The organism is Phycisphaerae bacterium, from assembly GCA_018003015.1.
Classification (GTDB): Bacteria; Planctomycetota; Phycisphaerae; order UBA1845; family PWPN01; genus JAGNEZ01.
The window spans coordinates 1-18,703 of the sequence record JAGNEZ010000094.1; the positions used below are offsets into that span (position 1 = coordinate 1).

General features: G+C 62.3%; 21 protein-coding genes. 16 read left to right on the forward strand and 5 right to left on the reverse strand.

Annotated elements, in window-relative coordinates; all coding sequences use genetic code 11:
* The first annotated feature begins 132 nt into the window (after positions 1 to 132).
* Positions 133 to 2,661: an alpha-galactosidase gene (locus tag KA354_23305; protein MBP7937579.1), complete on the forward strand. Its 2,529-nt coding sequence runs from the start codon at positions 133 to 135 to the stop codon at positions 2,659 to 2,661.
* Positions 2,662 to 2,744: 83 nt separating this feature from the next.
* On the opposite strand, the gene KA354_23310 is transcribed toward KA354_23305, so the two are convergent.
* Positions 2,745 to 3,029 (reverse strand): hypothetical protein, encoded by a 285-nt coding sequence (locus tag KA354_23310; GenBank protein MBP7937580.1) that lies wholly within the window; start codon positions 3,027 to 3,029, stop codon positions 2,745 to 2,747.
* A gap of 857 nt (positions 3,030 to 3,886) precedes the next feature.
* On the opposite strand from KA354_23310, the gene KA354_23315 reads away from it, so the two are divergent.
* From KA354_23315 to KA354_23340, 6 genes are all read left to right on the forward strand, one after another.
* Complete coding sequence (locus tag KA354_23315) at positions 3,887 to 4,828, forward strand: PEP-CTERM sorting domain-containing protein (protein MBP7937581.1); 942 nt, start codon at positions 3,887 to 3,889, stop codon at positions 4,826 to 4,828.
* A 5-nt stretch (positions 4,829 to 4,833) separates the two neighbouring features.
* The gene (locus KA354_23320; GenBank protein MBP7937582.1) at positions 4,834 to 5,607 is read left to right on the forward strand and encodes an endonuclease/exonuclease/phosphatase family protein; all 774 of its coding nucleotides are present in this window, start codon (positions 4,834 to 4,836) and stop codon (positions 5,605 to 5,607) included.
* A gap of 15 nt (positions 5,608 to 5,622) precedes the next feature.
* Positions 5,623 to 6,075, forward strand: coding sequence for a hypothetical protein (locus KA354_23325; protein MBP7937583.1), 453 nt, complete (start codon positions 5,623 to 5,625; stop codon positions 6,073 to 6,075).
* Positions 6,076 to 6,163: 88 nt separating this feature from the next.
* Entirely contained in the window at positions 6,164 to 6,754 is a 591-nt protein-coding gene (locus KA354_23330) for a hypothetical protein (protein MBP7937584.1), read from the forward strand.
* A 23-nt stretch (positions 6,755 to 6,777) separates the two neighbouring features.
* Positions 6,778 to 7,068 carry a hypothetical protein gene (locus KA354_23335; protein ID MBP7937585.1) on the forward strand — a complete coding sequence of 97 codons (291 nt, stop codon included), beginning with the start codon at positions 6,778 to 6,780 and terminating at the stop codon, positions 7,066 to 7,068.
* A 118-nt stretch (positions 7,069 to 7,186) separates the two neighbouring features.
* Positions 7,187 to 8,647, forward strand: a complete 1,461-nt coding sequence (locus KA354_23340; protein ID MBP7937586.1) for an arylsulfatase — start codon at positions 7,187 to 7,189, stop codon at positions 8,645 to 8,647.
* 571 nt (positions 8,648 to 9,218) lie between these two features.
* Here KA354_23340 and KA354_23345 read toward each other — a convergent pair.
* The 4 genes from KA354_23345 to KA354_23360 form a co-directional block, all read right to left on the reverse strand.
* The gene (locus tag KA354_23345) at positions 9,219 to 10,148 is read right to left on the reverse strand and encodes a radical SAM protein (protein MBP7937587.1); all 930 of its coding nucleotides are present in this window, start codon (positions 10,146 to 10,148) and stop codon (positions 9,219 to 9,221) included.
* A gap of 92 nt (positions 10,149 to 10,240) precedes the next feature.
* Positions 10,241 to 10,636 carry a hypothetical protein gene (locus tag KA354_23350; GenBank protein MBP7937588.1) on the reverse strand — a complete coding sequence of 132 codons (396 nt, stop codon included), beginning with the start codon at positions 10,634 to 10,636 and terminating at the stop codon, positions 10,241 to 10,243.
* Positions 10,637 to 10,714: 78 nt separating this feature from the next.
* On the reverse strand, positions 10,715 to 11,080 hold the full coding sequence (locus KA354_23355; GenBank protein MBP7937589.1) for a DUF5320 domain-containing protein: 366 nt from the start codon (positions 11,078 to 11,080) through the stop codon (positions 10,715 to 10,717).
* A 93-nt stretch (positions 11,081 to 11,173) separates the two neighbouring features.
* The gene (locus KA354_23360; GenBank protein ID MBP7937590.1) at positions 11,174 to 11,617 is read right to left on the reverse strand and encodes a hypothetical protein; all 444 of its coding nucleotides are present in this window, start codon (positions 11,615 to 11,617) and stop codon (positions 11,174 to 11,176) included.
* A 192-nt stretch (positions 11,618 to 11,809) separates the two neighbouring features.
* Between KA354_23360 and KA354_23365 the strand changes: the two genes are divergently transcribed.
* From KA354_23365 to KA354_23405, 9 genes are all read left to right on the forward strand, one after another.
* On the forward strand, positions 11,810 to 13,195 hold the full coding sequence (locus KA354_23365; GenBank protein MBP7937591.1) for a sigma 54-interacting transcriptional regulator: 1,386 nt from the start codon (positions 11,810 to 11,812) through the stop codon (positions 13,193 to 13,195).
* A 181-nt stretch (positions 13,196 to 13,376) separates the two neighbouring features.
* On the forward strand, positions 13,377 to 13,739 hold the full coding sequence (locus KA354_23370) for a NifB/NifX family molybdenum-iron cluster-binding protein (protein MBP7937592.1): 363 nt from the start codon (positions 13,377 to 13,379) through the stop codon (positions 13,737 to 13,739).
* 57 nt (positions 13,740 to 13,796) lie between these two features.
* A complete protein-coding gene (locus tag KA354_23375; protein MBP7937593.1) occupies positions 13,797 to 14,681 on the forward strand; it encodes an Mrp/NBP35 family ATP-binding protein in 885 nt (294 codons plus the stop codon).
* 18 nt (positions 14,682 to 14,699) lie between these two features.
* A complete protein-coding gene (locus KA354_23380; protein ID MBP7937594.1) occupies positions 14,700 to 15,065 on the forward strand; it encodes an ATPase in 366 nt (121 codons plus the stop codon).
* Entirely contained in the window at positions 15,049 to 15,501 is a 453-nt protein-coding gene (locus KA354_23385) for a PaaI family thioesterase (protein MBP7937595.1), read from the forward strand. Before KA354_23380 ends, KA354_23385 begins: the two co-directional genes overlap by 17 nt.
* A gap of 6 nt (positions 15,502 to 15,507) precedes the next feature.
* Positions 15,508 to 16,350: an MBL fold metallo-hydrolase gene (locus KA354_23390; GenBank protein MBP7937596.1), complete on the forward strand. Its 843-nt coding sequence runs from the start codon at positions 15,508 to 15,510 to the stop codon at positions 16,348 to 16,350.
* 23 nt (positions 16,351 to 16,373) lie between these two features.
* Positions 16,374 to 16,646 (forward strand): ferredoxin:thioredoxin reductase, encoded by a 273-nt coding sequence (locus tag KA354_23395; protein ID MBP7937597.1) that lies wholly within the window; start codon positions 16,374 to 16,376, stop codon positions 16,644 to 16,646.
* Positions 16,647 to 16,726: 80 nt separating this feature from the next.
* Positions 16,727 to 17,212, forward strand: a complete 486-nt coding sequence (gene tsaA / locus KA354_23400; GenBank protein ID MBP7937598.1) for a tRNA (N6-threonylcarbamoyladenosine(37)-N6)-methyltransferase TrmO — start codon at positions 16,727 to 16,729, stop codon at positions 17,210 to 17,212.
* Positions 17,213 to 17,510: 298 nt separating this feature from the next.
* Positions 17,511 to 18,665 (forward strand): methyltransferase domain-containing protein, encoded by a 1,155-nt coding sequence (locus tag KA354_23405; protein ID MBP7937599.1) that lies wholly within the window; start codon positions 17,511 to 17,513, stop codon positions 18,663 to 18,665.
* Positions 18,666 to 18,703: the final 38 nt, after the last annotated feature.

Sequence of the window (18,703 nt, forward strand, 5' to 3'; positions counted from 1 at the left end):
CGGCGACAACGTGCGATACATTCGTCGAATCCGTTCGATCACTGTTGCATCCTGCATCCACCCAATATCGGAACAACGCGATCGAACCTATCAACAATTGTTCAGGTTATTCTTTTGCGGGCCCTTATTGAGATGGCAGCGCAGACATGCCGACTCATCGCCGGACTCATGATTGGGGCGATGGAGGTGGCGGCCAGCGGTGCATTGGCCGTGCAGCCGGACGACATTGAGTTCAACCGGCGGTGGGCTGAACGGGCCTTCTCGGAGGCCTCCGCCTCTCCTGGTGAAGTGGACCGGCTGATTCTGGTGAGCGAAGGGTATCCCGGCGACACCAAAGTCGGGCGATGTGCCGCCGGCGGGCCGCTCCGCCTGGGCACCAAGACGTACGCACGGGGCATTGGTGTGAATTCACACAGCGTCTTGCGTATATCGCTCGCGAAGCCGGCGGCACGGTTACTGGCGGATATCGGCCTGGACCGCAACGTGGACAACACCATCGCCTCGGTGGCATTTCACGTGCAAGTCGGCGGCCGGGACGTTTTCGCGACCCCGGTTATCCAGCCGAAGGACGGCGTACGGTCAATCGACGTGCCGCTGAACGGCGCAAAGACGTGTGATCTGATCGTGGATGAAGGGGGCGACGGCCGTGGCTGGGACCAGGGCGACTGGGCTGAGGCCCGCGTGGTCCTCGAGGATGGTTCGCAACTCTGGCTGGACGACCTGGCCGTACGACGCCCGGTCGGAATCGACTTGCCGTTCTCATTCGTCTACGGCGGTGAGCCCTCGCCGAAGCTCGTGCCCACCTGGCGCCGGACCTTGAAGGAAGAGAAGACAACCGATGCCAGGATTTGCCGTACCTTGACGCTGACTGATCCGAAAACCGCGCTGCAGGTACGTGCGGTCTGCACGGTCTACACCAACGCGCCGGGCGTGGATTGGACGCTGCACTTCACGAACACCGGCACGCAGGACACGCCGATCCTGGAACAGGTGAAAGCGGTTGACGTGCAAGTGACAGGGGGTTTGGGACGCGGTGCAGTGCTGCACAGGCTCAAGGGCAGCACCTGCGCAGCTGACGACTGGCAGCCGTTCGACGAGGACCTCTTGCCTGGCAGGCGGATTGAATTCGGCGCGGTGAATGGTCGTTCGTCGGCAGATTGCCCATTCTTCAACCTCGACTGGGGCAGTGGTGGCGTCGTGACGGCCGTGGGCTGGTCAGGTCAGTGGCGCGGCTGTGTGGACCAGATCCAGGCAGGCGATCTACGTGTCCAAGCGGGCATGCAGAACCTGCGGCTCAAACTCCGGCCAGGCGAGAGCATTCGCGGCCCGCGGATCCTGCAGCTCTACTGGTCGGGGAACGACCCGTCTCCTGCGTACAACCTTTTCCGGCGGACTATGCTGAGCCACGTTGTGCCAAAGATCGACGGAAAGCCGGTCATGCCGCCGATCGCGCACCTGAGTACCGCGTTCTACGAGATGAATGGCAGCACCGAGGCAAACGTCCTGTCGCATCTGGAGGCCATTCAGGGGCTCGGGTTTGAGATGTTGTGGCTGGATGCGTACTGGACGCGGGACGGCTTTCCGGCCGGAATGGGGCACTATGGCTTTCCTCTCCAGCGGGCCGAACCGCCGGATCGGTTCCCACACGGGTTGCGGCCGGTGGGCGATCGCGCTCACCAGGCAAGCATGGGCTTCCTGATGTGGTTTGAGCCGGAGCGGGTGGCGCGAGGGACAGCGCTGGCCAGGGAGCACCCGGAATGGGTCATCTCTCCCGGCGGCGACGGTAGCGGGCTCTACAATCTCGGGATTCCGGAGGCCCGCGAGTACATGACCCGCTATCTCCAGACGGCGATCGGGGAATACGGGATCGACTGCCTTCGCATCGACTACAACATCGACCCGCTGGCTTTCTGGGAATTCCTTGACAGGAACGACCCGGAGCGCGTCGGGATGGGTGAGATTCGCTACGTCGAGGGCCTGTACGCCCTATGGGACAACATCCTGAAGACATACCCGCGCTTGCTCATCGACAACTGCGCCAGCGGTGGGCGGCGGATCGATCTCGAGACCTGCTCGCGATCGATCCCGCTGTGGAGAAGCGACAACACCTGCGACATGCTGGACGGCAAACCGGACGTCGTTCTTCAGGCCGCCATCAAGAACCAGGTGATGAGTGCCGGACTGAATCGGTACGTGCCATTCAGTACGGTCGGGCAGATGGGGGCGACGCCGTACCTGTTCAGAAGCGGCTTTAATGCGGGGATCGCCTTTGCGGAGGACTGCCGGCCGGCCGGGTATCCGCGCGAGCTGCTGAAACAGGGCATTGCCGAAGGCAAGCGGATCCGCAAGTACTACGCCGGCAACTTCTACCCGCTATCAGAGGTAACAACCAAGACCACAGACTGGTGTGTCCTGCAGTACCATCGGCCGGTCGAGCAGGACGGGATGATTGTGGCCTTTCGCCGGCACCGGTCGCCGTATGCCAGTTACGTGTGCGATCTTCACGAGATCGACCCGGCGGGCGAGTACGAGGCCACACAGGCCCGTACCTACGAGACGTCGCCCCCGGCCCGAACCGCGGGATCGGCGTTGCAGCGGTTCAAAGTCGAAACAGACGAGCACCCGGGCTCGGTGCTGATCGAGTATCGGAGAGTGAAATGAAGCCTGGACACCCAGGCCAGGAATGGCAGGTTTGGCTTTCGGAGGAACACAATCGGGCACGCAACCTTCTCAGTCGCCATGGGTCACCTCCCGGCCCATATCGGCCAAGGCCACCAAGGACGACTGACCCGCGCAGGATTGTACCGGTTAGTCTGGGCGTCCCACAAGCTGACCGAGCCGGACAGGTTCACGACGGCCAGGGACTCACCGTCGGGCAGGTAGGGCAAGATGTACCGGATGCCGGGGGATCGCCGGACCGCAAAGCCCTCGCGGGAGGCTTTGGGCTCCGTATTCCAGAGCCAGACCGAGCCGTCTTTGCATCCGGTGACCAGGCGATGGCTATACGGGTAGAAGGCCAGCGCGAACATGTCGTCAGCATGGGCCGGGAAGTCCCGAAGCCTCGCACCGTCAGGCAGAGACAAAATGTGAACCCTGCCGTGCACGTCGCCGACGGAATCGTTCGGCTACGATGCGGACGGCAACCTGACGACGGACGGGACGTTCACATGCGTCTGGGACGCCGAGAACCGGCTGACGGAGGTCTACCCGACCAGTCCGAGCCAGGGCTCGAAGAAGCTGGTGTTCACGTACGACTACATGGGCCCTGTGACCGGGGTGGTCTCGACCACGCCCCTGCGCACCCGGCACATCTACAATGGCCTCAAGGTCATCCAGGAGCACACGGTCACCGGCAGCGGCGGCATACAGCCGTCGAGACCCTCTCCATCCTGGGGGTGGTACCAAAGTGGACTCCAGCGCCCGCGTACACCTGTGGCTGCAGGAAGGATACCGGCGGTGGACGACGAGCAATGGGATTTGGGTGCCGGGACTCGATATCGATGGTCACGGCTTGCTCGTCGATTGGCTGATCTGTGCCGGAAACGGGGCAGGCAGACCGCCTCTTATGAAGTCCTCAAGCACCGTTGACCTCCGCTGACAAGCGAGGCGCCAGGTTACTCGGGTCCGACATGTTAGCCAAGGCTCAGGGCTGCGTCCGGCTGGATTCTAGGTCGTGCCCGGATGCCCCTGCGTCGCAAGCGTGCTCGGCCATGATGAACTTGATCGGCGGTATCTCGAACCGCCCGCAGACACGGTCGTACCGCACCCACTCCAACGCGCCGACTGGCAAATTCACTGGGCTGCGGGCAGTCAGCTGGCCTACAGTAGGCCATGGTTCAAGTCGGCTTCGTATGGGCTGACGGGTTTCTTAAACAGGAGAGCGTGAATGCGTAGACTTCTGATAGGGGCGGCGGCGTGTGGTGCGCTGGCCTCGGCGGCGCTGGCCGCTCCAACCCTTGACGGCGCGCGTGATGCGGCTTACGGTCCTCCGAAGGCGGTGCAGACCGTGCAGACCAACTTCGGCGACGCGAACCCTAACGGCGGCAGCGAGCTCGACGCGGCCTATGCCCGCATCGAAGGTGGTACCCTGTACCTGATGCTGACCGGCAACCTCGAGAACAACTTCAACAAGCTCAACGTCTTCTTTGACTCGCAGGCCGGCGGCCAGAACGTCCTGCAGAACGACGCCTTGAACGGTGGCAACAACCCCGAGAACGACGGCTGGGCGGGCAAGCATTCTGGCTTCACGTTCGACACGGGTTTCCAGGCCGACTACATGCTGATCCTGCGGAACGGCAACTTCGGGGGCGACCGTTTCGAGATCGACTTCGCCACAATCGGCGGCGGCGTCGGTGCGTTCCAGGCCGCCGTGAACGTGTTCGGTGGCTCACTGACCGGCTCGAACGCCAACGCCTTGCCGAACGGCATCGGCGTCGCATACGATCGCTCGAACGCCGGTGGCGTCACCGGGGGTACTGGGGCTGCTGACCAGTCCGCTGCGGCAGCCGTGACGACCGGCATCGAGCTGTCGATCCCGCTGTCGGTAATCGGCAGCCCGGCCGGCGCGTTTGCCATCTCCGCAATGATCAACGGCAGCAACCACGACTACCTGTCGAACCAGTTCCTGGGCGGGCTAACACCGCCGCAAGGCAATCTCGGCGGCGACGGTACGGGCGGCTTCAACGGAACAGTCGGCCAGATCAACCTGAACAACTTCGCTGGCGAGCAGTTCTTCGTCGTACCCGAGCCGGCCAGCCTGGCCCTGCTCGCGCTGGCGGGGGTGGCGCTGCTGCGCCGTCCGGCGGGCACGCTTCCGCCGCTACGCTGACGGTGATGACCTACAACCTGAAGTTCGCCAGCACCAATCCGCCCAACGCATGGCCCACGCGCCGGCCGCTCATGCGCGAGGTCATCCGGCAAATCGCCCCGGATGTCTTCGGCACCCAGGAAGGACTTTACGAACAGTTGAAGGACCTCGCCGTCGATCTGCCGGAATACGATTGGATCGGCCTGGGCCGCAAGGGCGGCAGCCGAGATGAGTTCATGGCGGGGTTCTTTCGCAAGGCGCGGCTGGAGCCGCTGACATTCGATCACTTCTGGCTCTCCGACATGCCGGAGGTCATCGGATCGAACACGTGGGGCACCAAACACCCCCGCATGGTCACGTGGGTGAAGTTCCTCGACCGGCAGACGCAGCAGGAGTTCTACCTCTGGAACACCCATTTCGACAACGACCTGCAGACGGCGCGAGAGAAAGCCGCCCCGCTGGTCCGCAAACGGATCGCCGCACTGGAGACCACGCTGCCGGTGATCCTGACGGGCGATTTCAATGCCGCCGGCGGCAGGAACCAGGCCCACAAGATCCTGACCGAGGACGGTTTCCTCTCGGACAAGCGGGTGACGGCCAAAGCGCACAAGGGCGAAGATCTCGACACGTCCAACGGGTTCAAAGCCATCCGGCGAAACGGCGCGCGCATCGACTGGATTCTCACGCGCGGCGAGTTCACGGTGGACACCGCCGAGATCGTGACCTTCTCGCGCGACGGCCAGTTTCCGAGCGACCATTTCCCAGTCGTCACCTGGCTCCGGGTGGGCGCGTCCAATTAGTTCCAGAAAGGCGAAATGGCTGGATACCTCCTCGTCCCGAACGGGAAGGTCCCCGACACTTACAACGCGGGGTTCTCCAGGTATGTCGCCGCCTGGCCGTTGTTGGACCAGTATCCTGGGCAACGTTTTCAGACCGGCCTGTTTGGCACCTGGATGTTCGCCTGGAAAGAACCTGCACCTCCCATCAGACTCTACTCCGACATCGAGGGCGGCCTGGGCTGGTGGCGGGACACGGAGTATGCCACGGAGACGCCCAAATTCGTCATGGGCGGCGTGGCGCCGAGTTTTAGCGAGTGGGCCAACGGACCGGGGGCCGGCAGGGGCAGAGAACATCTTCCTTCCCTGTGGGACAAACGGCGAATCACGGCTCGTGCATCACATCACTTCCTACAAGAAGAAGGCGCCCTGGGATGCGGTGTAGACCTGGTTCGACGGTGGTGCCGAGGCCAGCGGCGCCAGTCGTCCTGAAGGGGCCATCCTGCATCAGTCCACGGGCAAAGGAGGAACCACCTGGAGGTTCTATCCTGACGCTACTCCCAAGAAAGAGAAGGTGCCCGTGGCGTGGAATTCCTTCGCGACGCCGATGGCGGCGGACACCAATACCTTTGGCTATCGCTGGGATCGCGAATTCGTGAAGCAGACCGATTTCAAGCCTGGTCCGCTGGTGAAGATTCCCGAGTGTTTCCACCTGGTGAAGGGCGGTGTGAAACCACAAGAGGTTCCGGTGCGGGCGGAAGAGGTTCCGGCGGAAACGGCTTTGACCACGGCGCGCTTCGAGCGCCCCAGTGGGAGGCGCCTCAAAACCTATGTCGAGCCCGGGAATGCGCCGAGTTGCTGGAGAAAGCCGGGCCTCAAAGCCGAACCATTTCAGGCTTACCCGGGGGACGGCAGCGTGGTCACCTACTACTGGTATCGCTTCGCCGATCAACCGGCCCTGCTCAACGCCGACATGACGGCTCAGGAGCGGGAGACCCTGCAGGCGCGCGTGGAAAAACTCCACCGGAGATGGAAAAAAGGCCGGGACTACCTGGCGCCACCCGCGTTTGGTAAACTAGCGGAACTCGACCCGGCCCTGATTGTTGTTCCGCCGCCGGGCCTGGAGATCGGTCACGTTCCCATCGTCACCCGACAAGCAGCGAGAGAGTAGAACTGCCGAACTCGACGTGCACTATGAAACACACAATTCAACTCATCCCTTTGTTCCTTCTGGCCACGTTGCCTGCGGTCCCCTGTGCCGCTGCGGCGACGAAGCCGGTGCGCATATTCATCCTCGCCGGACAATCCAACATGGAGGGAGCCGGCCAGGTCAAGGCCGACCCGAAGCGCAACGGCGGCAAAGGCTCGCTCGAGTTCCTGGTGAAGGATGCCGCCACGGCAAAGCGCTTCGCACCGCTCGTGGATTCGACCGGGCAGTGGTGCACGCGCGACGACGTGTGGATTACCTCATCGGCGAAGCGATGAAACGGCTTCTTGGCGTCAAGTGATGTTCTGCCGAAACGACGGAGTGATTGCCATGAAACACCTCCTCGCCGCCATTCTCTGCGTGCGGTGCGCTGCCGCCCCTCAACTCCGCGCTGCCATGGCCGTTGTCGCGCCCCTCACTGCCCTGCTGCTCGCGCCGCTGGCCGGGCTGCACGCCGCCGACGCACCCAAGCCGGCCAGCAAGCCGAACATCCTCATCCTGCTCGCTGATGACATGGGCTATGGCGATCCCGGCTGCTACAATCCGAAATCCAAAATCGCGACGCCCCACATCGACCGACTGGCCAGGGAAGGGATGAAGTTCACGGATGTTCATGCGCCCGGCCCGCTATGCCATCCCTCGCGTTACGGGCTGCTGACGGGACGTTATCCGTTCCGCACTGACATCTCGCGGTGGCCAAAGCAGCCGTTGATCGAGCAAGGGCAGGTGACCATCGCGTCGCTGCTCAAGTCGCGAGGGTATCGCACCGCGATGGTGGGGAAGTGGCATCTCGGTTTTCGGGAGGATGGCTACGACAAGCCGCTGCCCGGCGGACCGGTGGCGTGCGGATTTGACACGTATTTCGGCCTGCGCGCCTCCACCGACATCCCGCCGTATTTTTTCATCCGGGGAGACCGCGCCGTGACACCACCGACGGATCACATCGAGGAACACCACTCGCAGGGATGGTCGTCAAACCAAGGGGAATTCTGGCGAGAAGGCGGCATCGCGCCCGGCATGGCCCTCAAGGAGGTGCTGCCCCGATTGACCGACGAAGCCCTTCACGTCATCGACTCGCAGGTCAGGGCCAACCAGGACGGCCGAAAACCTTTCCTGCTCTACTTCGCCCCCACAGCCCCGCACACCCCGTGGCTGCCCTCGCCGGAATTCGTGGGCCAAAGCGGCGCCGGCATGTATGGCGACTTCACCATGATGGTGGATGTGGAAATCGGGCGCATTCTCGCCGCGTTGGACAAGTGCGGACTGGCCGAGGACACGCTCGTCATTTTCACTTCGGACAACGGCCCCACCTGGTATGAAGCCGACGTGGAAAGGCTGGGGCACGCCTCTGCCGGCGGATGGCGCGGCATGAAGTCGGACGCTTGGGAAGGCGGACATCGCATGCCGTTCATCGTGCGTTGGCCGGGTCGGGTCAAGGCCGGGACGGTGAGCGAGCAGACGATTTGCCTCACAGATCTGCTCGCGACTTTCGCGGAGATTTGTGGTGCAACCCTTCCAAACGATGCGGGGCCGGACAGCTTCAGTTTCCTGCCGGTGCTGAAAGGCGTGCAGCCCGCCGACAAACCCATTCGTGCGCCCATCGTCATGCACGCCGGAAGTGCCGCGTCCATGATGATGATCCGATCCGGCGATTGGAAGTTGATCAACGGACTCGGCTCCGGCGGCTTTACCAAACCCAGTACCATCAAGCCCAAACCCGGCGAGCCAGCGCTGCAGCTTTATAACCTCCGCACGGATCCTGCCGAGACGACGAACCTTGCCGCCAAACACCCGGACAAAGTCAGAGAGCTCCAGTCCGCCATGCAGGCAATCGTCGAACGCGGGAGGAGCCGGTGAATCCCATGACCTCACCCAGCTCCTCGCTGGTAGTCCGGCTTCGAGAAAGGTCTCGGAGCCAGAGTAAGCTAGTTCTAATGTGCAATATGAAGCACACGGATAAGGGGTTTGCGCCAGGCAACCTGCGAGAGGAGGATGTGAGCGAGCTGCATCACTGAAACCTTTCATTGAGACGCTGTGGACCCTTGACGTTTCAGGCGCGCGGACGCTCGGGTTAGACGTGCCCTGCAAATGCTGAAACGTCAAGGGTGGAACGAGCCCACCCGGGAGAACGTAGCCAGCACCTAGAAGTAAGTCTTGCGTGGCGCCTAGCGGCCCTGCTGCCGTACCAAGTGAAGCCGCCGAACACGAGGATGACCACGAGGAGGAATCCCACCCCGTAAGCATTTCGTTTGCCGGCGCCGGGCTGGCCGGATGCCCTGCCTCGCGACAATCCAGCCCTGCGTCCCGGATCACGCGGAAGGTCTTCTTACGTTCCGCCGGCGAGAGCTTCGTGTCGGTCCCTTCCCGCAGGCGGCACACATGGTAGGCCCCGTGAACACCCGCTGCCCAGAGTTCACTGGCTAGCACATCAAGGTCGTGGAGACCGAACGGCTCTGAAGTAGATATCCGAGCCAATGGCAACGCTTTCCACCAAGCCGTCCCGCGATAGGTGGTCCAGCTGCTTGATGACCTCGTTCCGATGGAAACCATGCACCGCCATCATGTCCTCGATCGTGCATGGACGACGACTCAACATAACCAGGATGCGGTCGGCGCTGAAGTCCGGCCGTTCGCCCAGCGGCGATTGCCCATAATCGTCAACAACCTCGGCGGACGGATCGAACAGCTGCGCCAACTCGGCCAGTTGCTCGCGCGGCACCGGTTCGGCGAAGGCCTCGGCCGGCGGGCGGGTCACCGTGTTCAACTGAACCCGGTCGGGGCGGATCCGTTTCGTCCACGCGGCGATACTCTCCACCCGTTCGAGCTGGGCCGTCCAGGGCGCCACGACGAGCACCTCCAGCCAATACGCTCCGCGGTACTCCTCGCCGAACGCGATCAGACCCTCCACGATACGCTCGAATGAAAGCGATTCGTGGGGACGGTTGACCTGCCGCAGGCAGCACTCATCACCAACGTCGAGGGAGGGAATGACGAGATCGGCGCGCAGAAGGTCGCGCCGAACGTCTTGACGCCAAAGGAGCGACCCGTTTGTCAGCACCGCCACCGGAACGTCGGTGGTGCATTTCACACGGTCGATTAGTTCTCCCAGGCCCACATGCAGAGTGGGTTCGCCCGATCCGCTGAACGTGATGTAGTCCGGCCCATCGTGAAGGCATTGCCTCAGCTCATCGAGGACAGGCTCCCACGTCAACCACTCCCGCCGCTCGACGGTCTTACAGGTGGTTCGACCAAGCTGGCAGTAGATGCAGTCGAAGGAACAGGTCTTGAAGGGAACAAGGTCGATGCCCAGCGAAAGACCAAGCCGACGCGACGGTACCGGTCCGAAAACGTGTTTCATCGCATGGCCTCCCGACAAAACGCACCCCGTTCCGCCGGCACGAGCCTCATACCGGGGACGGGTTCCATGGAGCACTGGGCCTTGGTCCATGCTCACACCGCGTCGAGCGCACCGCGGTCAAGTTCCGACCGGATACTCGCCCACAGATTCCGAACATCCATCGCCACCCCGTCATCACGAGCCTCCACGATGGCGCGGCCCTGAACCTGGGCGGCCGTGAAGGCCCGGTCGTAACGGATCCGGCCGGCCACGAGGATCGAGTGTGAACGGCAGAAATCCTCGATCCGCTCGGCGACCTTCGGGTTGATGTCCCACTTGTTGATGCACACGGCCAGTGGCATGTCGAAATGGCGAGTGAGCTCGACGACCCGCTTCAGATCATGTTCACCGCTGGGCGTCGGCTCGGTCATCTTCTCCAGCGTCGCCGGGGGCCGTGCGATGAAGTCGCCGCCGCACGACGCGGGGTTCTCTCGACACGCAGGTGTCATGTTCGAATCGTCGCGCAAGAGTGACATCCGTGTACGCTCCGGAGCTTGAGTACGACGACACACCCGCTTCAGCCGATCTCAGTCTTGCTTGGTTTGCTCCGACTCCAACGCCGAGATTCGCTGCCGAAGCTGCTCCAGAGTCTGCTCCAGATGGCCGGCTTGTTCCTTCAGCATCCGCACCTCTTCGGTCGGCGCGGGCGCAGGGCCGAGGGGCACGACGCCAGGCACTTCCTCGCGAGCCCAGAACGGGTAGCCGGTCGCATAGAACTGGTGTCGCCACCCGTGTCGACCGCCACCTCGCCCTCGGCCGAAACCACCCATCCCCCGGCCGCGCCCCGGCATCGGATTCATGAATCCGGGCACCGTATATCCCGCGCAGTAGCCCGCATTTCGGCCTGTCATCGGCCCCATTCCCATCGGTCCGGTTCCATCACCTGCTGGCATGTCTGTATCTCCATTCAGGGTTTCTCATTGTTCATCCGGGTCTCGAAGCGGTCACCCAATGACCGCTTCAACCCGCCCGGCATCCCCCCAACGTCAGTTCTCCGGGCGATTCCCTCTCATGCGTCGGCCTCCTCGCCCTCTGCCACAGCCCGGACTATCCTCTTCCGAGCAGCCGTCGCCGCGTCCCCCGCGGAATCTCCGTCGCCGACAACAACCAGGCATACGGAAGACGTCGTTTTCCAGGTCGCCCTGCAGAAACGACCGGATCACATCGTTGACCTGCCCGCATATCTCGGAGATCACCCGCACTCCGACCGCATTCAAGGCGGCCTCGACAGGCCACGAAATCGCTCCGCAGATGAGAATCCCCGCTTCAAGCTGGGCCATTTGTTGGGCTCGCCTGACGGGATCGTTCGTCGTCGGCAGAGCGATCTCCTGTCGCCGGAGCTCGCGCGACTCCTCCACATCGATCAACAGCAAGTTCGTTGCCACGTCGAAGACGGGAGAGACGCGATCCTGCCACTGAGGGATAGCCACCTTCATCACCCTACGCAGACACAGAATACATGCCAGATCGCGTTCAAACCGGCATATCGACATAAGTAATTGATATGAATTACATTATGGTTTATTAGGCTTCGGCCGACAACATTGGCTAACGTTGCACAATGAAATCCTGATCAGCTTCTCAGTATTGCATTTCGCATAGCTATCGCTACCATCAAGAACATGAGTTCGCAAACAACGCCGCTGAAGGCCGCGAAGGTGCCGGAATCGCAAAGCGTCATTCTCGATTCGATCAACGAGGGCGTCTTCACCGTCGACATGGGTTGGCGGATCACGGCCTTCAATCAAGCCGCCGAGCAGATCACCGGCATCGACCGGCAGGACGCCCTGGGTCGACCATGCTGTGAGGTGTTTCGAGCGAGTATCTGTGAGAGCGCCTGTGTCCTGCGGCGAACCCTGACTACCGGCAAGCCGATCGTGAACGCCACCGCCCACATCGTGAGCCACACGGGACTGCGAATCCCGATCCGAATCTCCACCGCTCTGCTCAAGGACGGTGACGGGACGGTGATCGGGGGCGTGGAGACATTTCAGGATCTCAGCCAAATCGAGCAGTTGCAGAAGGAACTCGAGGCCCGCTACACCTTCGAGGACATCGTCGGCCGAAGCTCGGCGATGACCAACCTGTTCCAGATGCTCCCGCAGATCGCCGAAACCGACAGTACCGTACTGATCGAGGGAGCCAGCGGAACAGGCAAGGAGCTGTTCGCCCGGGCGATTCACAACCTGTCACGCCGCAAGAAAAAGCGGTTCGTGGCCATCAACTGCGCGGCTCTGCCGGATACGCTGCTGGAATCGGAGCTTTTCGGCCACAAAGCAGGCGCTTTCACGGACGCCCGCAAGGACAAACCCGGCCGGTTCGCTCTCGCGGACGGCGGCACCATCTTCCTCGACGAGATCGGTGATATCTCCGTGGCGATGCAGGTGCGACTGCTTCGGGTCCTGCAGGAGCGATGCATTGAGCCTCTGGGCTCGCTCGACCCGATCAAGGTCAACGTGCGCGTCCTCGCGGCGACCAACAAGGATCTGGTCAAGCTGGTTCGCGCGGGCAAGTTCCGAGAGGACCTGTTCTACCGAATCCGCGTGGTGCATTTGAAACTGCCCAGTTTGCGCCAGCGGCGCGAGGACATCCCCCTGCTGATCGAACGCCTCGTGGCCAAGTTCAACCGATTGCAGGGCAAAGACATCCTCGGCGTATCGAATGAAGTACTGGCCCGGCTGATGGAGCACGAGTATCCGGGCAATGTCCGTGAGTTGGAGAACATCATCGAGCAGGCGTTCGTTCTCTGCCGTGGTGGGGTAATCGAACTACACCACCTTCCGCCCGAACTGCGTCCGGCGCCGGGCGCTTCAGGCAGCGAGACCGGCAGCCCAACTACGCTGGAAGCAATGGAGCGGCTGCTGATCGCCGAGGCTCTTCGCCGACAACAGGGCAACCGCAGAAAGGCCGCCCGTGATCTGGGGATCGATCCCAGCACCCTGTTCCGCAAGCTCAAGAGTCTCAAGATCGATCTGCCGCCGGCCGATGGGCGAAGCCGCCCCCGGTAACATTGCACTTTGCAATACAACCCGGCTCTCCTCCGGAATAGCGAAGGCATGCACCGCCAGCATCAATTGGACCATAACCGTCGACCAAATCGTTAGTTAAGAATCACCACCCGGTGTGGCGACCGCAATGGAACGGCGTATGCCGTGTGGACTCACGTTCGTGAAGGACGAAAGGAACCCCATGCGTATCGTCATAACCGCCCGTGATCCGGAGATGGGCTCTCTGGTTGACCCGCATTTCGGCCGTGCCCACTATCTGATGGTCGTGGACACCGAGACCGGCGAGCACACCGCAGTGAACAACGCCATCAACCTCAACAGCACCCAAGGGGCGGGCATTCAAACCGGCAAACGGGTGGTCGATCTGGGCGGCACGGCGGTCATCAGCGGCCATATCGGCCCGAAGGCGTTTTCGACGCTCAAGGCCGGGGGGGTGGCGGTCTACTCCGGAGCGTCGGGCACGGTGAGTGAAGCCGTCGAGCAGTTCAAATCCGGTCTGTTGAAGCAGGCCGTGTCCGCGGATATGAGCGGGCACCACGCATAGGCAGGATCCAGTGATACCGGGTACCCGGTCCGGTTTCTCCGGGGACGAAACGACAGAATGAACGGACTGACCTTCATGAGCCAGACATGCTCCCATGGGACCGAATTGGACGAAGCCCAACGACAGCGTGAAGAGGCGATGCTGACTGAGCGGATGAACCAGATCCGCCAGAAGATCGTGGTCATGTCGGGAAAAGGTGGGGTCGGCAAGAGCACCGTTGCGGTCAACCTGGCCCTGGGCCTATATCGAGCGGGTTTCTCGGTCGGGCTTCTCGACGTCGACATACACGGCCCGAGCGTTCCGCAACTGCTGGGACTCCGCGAGCAGGGAATCCACATGAGCGAAGGCGAGATGCAGCCACTCCAAGTACTCGACCGGCTGCGCGTGATGTCCATCGGCTTTCTGGTTAGAAACGCCGAGGATGCAGTGATCTGGCGCGGTCCAATGAAGTACAGCGTCATCCAGCAGTTTCTGCGAGACACTGGTTGGGGACGATTGGACTACCTGGTCGTGGACTCGCCGCCGGGAACGGGAGATGAGCCGCTGGCCGTCGCCCAACTGGTGGGCAAGCCCGCGGTCGCCGTTCTGGTGACGACGCCGCAAGACCTGGCGGTCAGCGATGTGCGTCGATCGGTGAGTTTCTGCAAGGCGGTCGGCCTACCGGTCTTGGGCATTGTCGAGAACATGAGCGGCTTTGTCTGCCCATCGTGTGGTCACCACATCGACATCTTCAAGACTGGTGGAGGCGAGACACTGGCTTCGGAGATGAACGTACCGTATCTGGGCCGAGTCCCGATTGACCCCAGCGTCGTCTCGGTCGGCGACACCGGCTATTCCCTCGCACAAGCCACAGCCGCCGACAACTCGCCTTTCCGACCCGTGATACAAGCCGTGCTCGATCGTACGCGAGCCGGCCGGATTGAATTGAAGGTGATTCAGTAGTCTCTGACAGGAGTACAGATGAAGATCGCGATTCCGGCTGCCGGCGGACAGTTGTGGGCCCATTTCGGGCATTGTGAGCAATTCGCCATCCTCGAGGCCGACCCGGCCACACGGAGCGTGACCAAGACCGAGTTCCAGACGCCGCCGCCGCATGAACCCGGCGTGCTGCCTTGCTGGCTACACAACCTTGGCGTCAACGTGGTCCTGGCCGGCGGCATGGGCACCCGAGCTGTCGATCTGCTGGCTCAGAACGGCATCCAGGCGATCCTCGGCGTGCCCGCGATGGGCCTTACGGAACTCGCCGAGGCCTACTTGAACGGCCAGCTCACCTCGGGGGCAAGCGCGTGCCAGCATCATGGATGTGGAGATGAACACCATCACTGAACTGAGCCGACGGTGCCATCGCTCGTGCGTGGTGTGCGGTGGTGACCGGCCCGACGGTCTGGGCCTGCGTTTCGAGCGAAGGGACGACGGGAGTGTGGTCGCCGAGTTCGATTGCGGTGCGACGTTCCAGGGCTACCCCGATCGCATGCACGGCGGTGTGACCGCCCTGCTCCTCGACGCCGCCATGCCACATTGCCTTTTCGCCAAAGGCGTCGTCGGACTCACCGCCAAGCTCTCCGTTCGCTATCACCGCGCGGTGTCGGCGGGCGTGCCGGCCGTCGTTCGCGCCCGAATCGTGGACAGCAGAACGCCGCTCTACTACCTCAAGTCCGAGGTCCTGCAGAAAGGCGGCATCCGCGCGACTGCGAAGGCCACCTTCTGGGATTCGGCTTGCGCGGACGTCGCCCCCGAACTCGATCCCGATTCAGAAAGGTGACACAGCGTGGTCAAAGGCCTGTCCATTACGGTTCTGGTGGAGAACACGGCCAACCGGGGCGGCCTGCTGGCCGAACACGGCCTGGCGTTCTGGGTCGAGGTGAACGACCGGTGCATCCTGTTTGACTCCGGCCAAGGCATGGCCCTCACCCACAATGCCGCCAAGCTCGGCATCGACTTGTCCACGGCAACCGAAGTGGCACTCAGCCACGGCCACTACGATCACACCGGAGGGCTGTCGGTGGCGATGCCGGCATTCAACCGGACGACGGTTTACGCCCATATGGCGGCATTTTGCGACCGGTTCGTGAAAGAATCGGACGACGGCTTCCGGTCCGTCGGCTCACCCATCGAGTCCTTCGATTGGCTGGGCAAACATGTCTGTAGAGTCGTTCCCACGCGCATGCACCCCGTCGAATTGAGCGAGGGAGTATGGCTCACCGGCCAGATCCCGCGCCAAAATGACTTCGAGGACGTTGGCGGCGCGTTCTATCTCAACTCTGCGTGCACTGAGCCCGACGCGATCGTCGACGATCAAGCCCTGTTCGTGCAGACAGGTAACGGCGTCGTTGTCCTGTTGGGCTGTGCCCACGCTGGAGTAATCAACACGGTTGACTACATTGGTAGATTGGCTGGGAATTCCCGAATCCACGCGGTCCTCGGAGGAATGCACCTGCTGCACGCGAATGAGCGGCGTCTGAACCAGACCGTGCAGCGGCTGCGCGATCTGGACGTCCAGCGAATCGGGTTGGCCCATTGCACCGGCTTCGGCCCCATGGCCAGGCTCTATCACGAGTTTCCATACCGGTGCTTCCATTGTGTGACCGGTATGCGAATCGAGTTCGACTGACCCTACGGGATGGAGTAACGACTATGTCCGCGACTTATGAGCAGAACCTCCGCCGATTGTCAGATGCGGCCGCGAAACACGGCTTGGTTCTGAACCCGGACGAGGCCAGAGTCCAGAAGGTCGTCGGCCTCATGGCCGAGAACTACGACGCAGTCGGCGAGTGGGTCTGCCCATGCAAGCAGCAGCACAAGCCGGCGCAGAAGGGAATGGACAAGATCTGTCCGTGCCCGGAATGGCTCGACGAAATCGCGAAGGACGGCCACTGCTTCTGCCGGTTGTTCTTCGCTCAGGTGTGAGATAATGAGGCCAGTTGCCGCATTGATCCGCAAACAGGGAGTCGATGAACGGCGGGTAAGCGGCACGAACCAGCGCGACCATGGCCCTGCGAATGAAACCGATCGGCGTCATCCACTCGCCCTATGCTGAAGCGGCAGGCACTCCAATCCAATCCGTCTATGCGGAAGGAACGGAGGGTACGGTCGAGGTCTTCACGCCCTTCGTCGAGGGACTGGCCGACCTGGGAGGATTCGACCGGGTTTGGCTGTTGTATTGGTGCCATCGATCCGGCAATCCGCGAATGCGGGTGATTCCCTACCGGGATACGCGCGAACGCGGCGTGTTTGCGACAAGGGCCCCCGCTCGCCCCAATCCCATCGGCCTTTCCTGTGTTGAGCTGGCATGCATCGATAGGCACGTCCTGCACATCAGGAATCTGGACATCCTCGATGGCACCCCGTTGTTGGACATCAAGCCCTATGTCCCTGCGTTCGACAGCTTCCGGACGGGCCGAACCGGTTGGCTGACCGAGGAGGGAACAGGACGGACGATGGCGGACGAGAGATTCCATCGCAGAACGGAATAGACTGTCTCGGGCAAGGAGAACGGATATGTCGAGGTATCGGCAGCGAGCAAGCGATGGCGATAGGGTACCCCGGCTTCGATACAACCCGGCAACAGCACGTCCAGCTCTCGGGATCCTGGTCTTTCTGGTAGGGAGCATGCTGCTGCCTGTTTCAGTTGAAGCAGCGTCTGCAGGCACCATGCCACAAGCCGCGTCGCAGGGCACGAACACGACTGGCCCAGCCGGAGCCCAAGCAACACGGCCCACCTCGACCAGGCCGGCAGACCGCGCAGCAGCAGTCCGGTCAGTTGCAGCCCGCGTGGGGCTCGGTGAAGGAGATGCGGTCGCCGACATAGGGGCCGGCAATGGGCAGGACAGTTGGGTTTTTGCCGAGATCGTCGGACGCTCGGGAGTCGTCTATGCCGAGGAGATCACCGACGAATTGGTGAAATCACTGAGAGACAAAGCCGAGGAGAAACGGCTTTCGCAGGTCCGGGCCGTGCGAGGGCAGGTTGACGACCTCGGCCAGATCGAGGCCCTTGACCTGGCCTACATGCGCTACGTCTACCACCACTTCTCCAAACCCCGAGAGATGCTTCGGGCCATCTGGCGGGCCCTAAAGCCCGGGGGATGTCTCGTCGTGGTCGATCGCGAGCCAGGCACACTGAAGGACTGGGCATCCCGCGAAGAGCGGAGGGATAAGCACCATTGGACGGGTGAGACGACCGTGATTCGTGAAGCCCGCGAGGAGGGTTTTCGGGTTGTTGGCTGCGCCGAGGACTGCTGCGAGTTGCCTGAGCCGTTTGTGCTCATCTTCCAGCGTCCAAAGGGAACCAAGGTGCCCGGCGGCGACCCCGACCCTCTTCTTCCGCTGCCGGTCCAGGAGATTACGGGGCAATTCACGCCTTTGAGCCGCCCATATGAGCGGCCGGTCTTCATCGCGATGGGCCAGGCCCGCGAATTGATGTTCCCGATTATGCAGCAATCGACCGGACCGGGGCTGGATATCGTGCTCGAGGAGTGGGCGACGCAGAAAGACGAACGGCCGCCGCTTCCTCTCGGACTGTCCATGCCTTCTGTCCTGACGACGAACGGTGATCCGGGCCTGAGTACCGAGCCAATTGACGCAGTCTTCTTTCTGGATAGCTTTCACCTGTCATTCCACGGGAACACCCTGCTGACCCAACTCCGGGAAAGACTACGCCCGGATGGGTGTGTCTACATCCTGGATCGAGCGGCGACTCGGCCACTGAGCCGGCGGGGGGCGAGCCATCACAGGCAGATCGACCCGCTGCAGGTGAAAGACGAGTTGGCCGCAGTCGGGTACTTTCTATGGTTCGAGGGGCCGCCTCCCGCTCCTGACCGGTTTCTCCAGATCTACGGCACTAAGGGCCCGCAAAGAAATAACCTGAACGATTCTACCGTCGCGGCGAGACTATGTAGTTCCAATCGCCGTGAAACGGCTCTGGCCTGACGTGGAGTCGGCCCAGTTCTGCATCACTCACTTTGAGG

What these genes read in the sequence shown, in the direction of transcription:
- KA354_23340 (MBP7937586.1), top strand. Translation starts at nt 7,187, where the DNA reads ATGGCCGTTGTCGCGCCCCTCACTGCCCTGCTGCTCGCGCCGCTGGCC.
- KA354_23335 (MBP7937585.1), top strand. Translation starts at nt 6,778, where the DNA reads ATGAAACACACAATTCAACTCATCCCTTTGTTCCTTCTGGCCACGTTG.
- KA354_23355 (MBP7937589.1), bottom strand. Translation starts at nt 11,080, where the DNA reads ATGCCAGCAGGTGATGGAACCGGACCGATGGGAATGGGGCCGATGACA.
- KA354_23385 (MBP7937595.1), top strand. Translation starts at nt 15,049, where the DNA reads ATGAACACCATCACTGAACTGAGCCGACGGTGCCATCGCTCGTGCGTG.
- KA354_23380 (MBP7937594.1), top strand. Translation starts at nt 14,700, where the DNA reads ATGAAGATCGCGATTCCGGCTGCCGGCGGACAGTTGTGGGCCCATTTC.
- KA354_23350 (MBP7937588.1), bottom strand. Translation starts at nt 10,636, where the DNA reads ATGACACCTGCGTGTCGAGAGAACCCCGCGTCGTGCGGCGGCGACTTC.
- tsaA (MBP7937598.1), top strand. Translation starts at nt 16,727, where the DNA reads ATGGCCCTGCGAATGAAACCGATCGGCGTCATCCACTCGCCCTATGCT.
- KA354_23325 (MBP7937583.1), top strand. Translation starts at nt 5,623, where the DNA reads ATGGCTGGATACCTCCTCGTCCCGAACGGGAAGGTCCCCGACACTTAC.
- KA354_23375 (MBP7937593.1), top strand. Translation starts at nt 13,797, where the DNA reads ATGAACGGACTGACCTTCATGAGCCAGACATGCTCCCATGGGACCGAA.
- KA354_23395 (MBP7937597.1), top strand. Translation starts at nt 16,374, where the DNA reads ATGTCCGCGACTTATGAGCAGAACCTCCGCCGATTGTCAGATGCGGCC.
- KA354_23315 (MBP7937581.1), top strand. Translation starts at nt 3,887, where the DNA reads ATGCGTAGACTTCTGATAGGGGCGGCGGCGTGTGGTGCGCTGGCCTCG.
- KA354_23305 (MBP7937579.1), top strand. Translation starts at nt 133, where the DNA reads ATGGCAGCGCAGACATGCCGACTCATCGCCGGACTCATGATTGGGGCG.
- KA354_23310 (MBP7937580.1), bottom strand. Translation starts at nt 3,029, where the DNA reads ATGTTCGCGCTGGCCTTCTACCCGTATAGCCATCGCCTGGTCACCGGA.
- KA354_23370 (MBP7937592.1), top strand. Translation starts at nt 13,377, where the DNA reads ATGCGTATCGTCATAACCGCCCGTGATCCGGAGATGGGCTCTCTGGTT.
- KA354_23320 (MBP7937582.1), top strand. Translation starts at nt 4,834, where the DNA reads ATGACCTACAACCTGAAGTTCGCCAGCACCAATCCGCCCAACGCATGG.
- KA354_23345 (MBP7937587.1), bottom strand. Translation starts at nt 10,148, where the DNA reads ATGAAACACGTTTTCGGACCGGTACCGTCGCGTCGGCTTGGTCTTTCG.
- KA354_23365 (MBP7937591.1), top strand. Translation starts at nt 11,810, where the DNA reads ATGAGTTCGCAAACAACGCCGCTGAAGGCCGCGAAGGTGCCGGAATCG.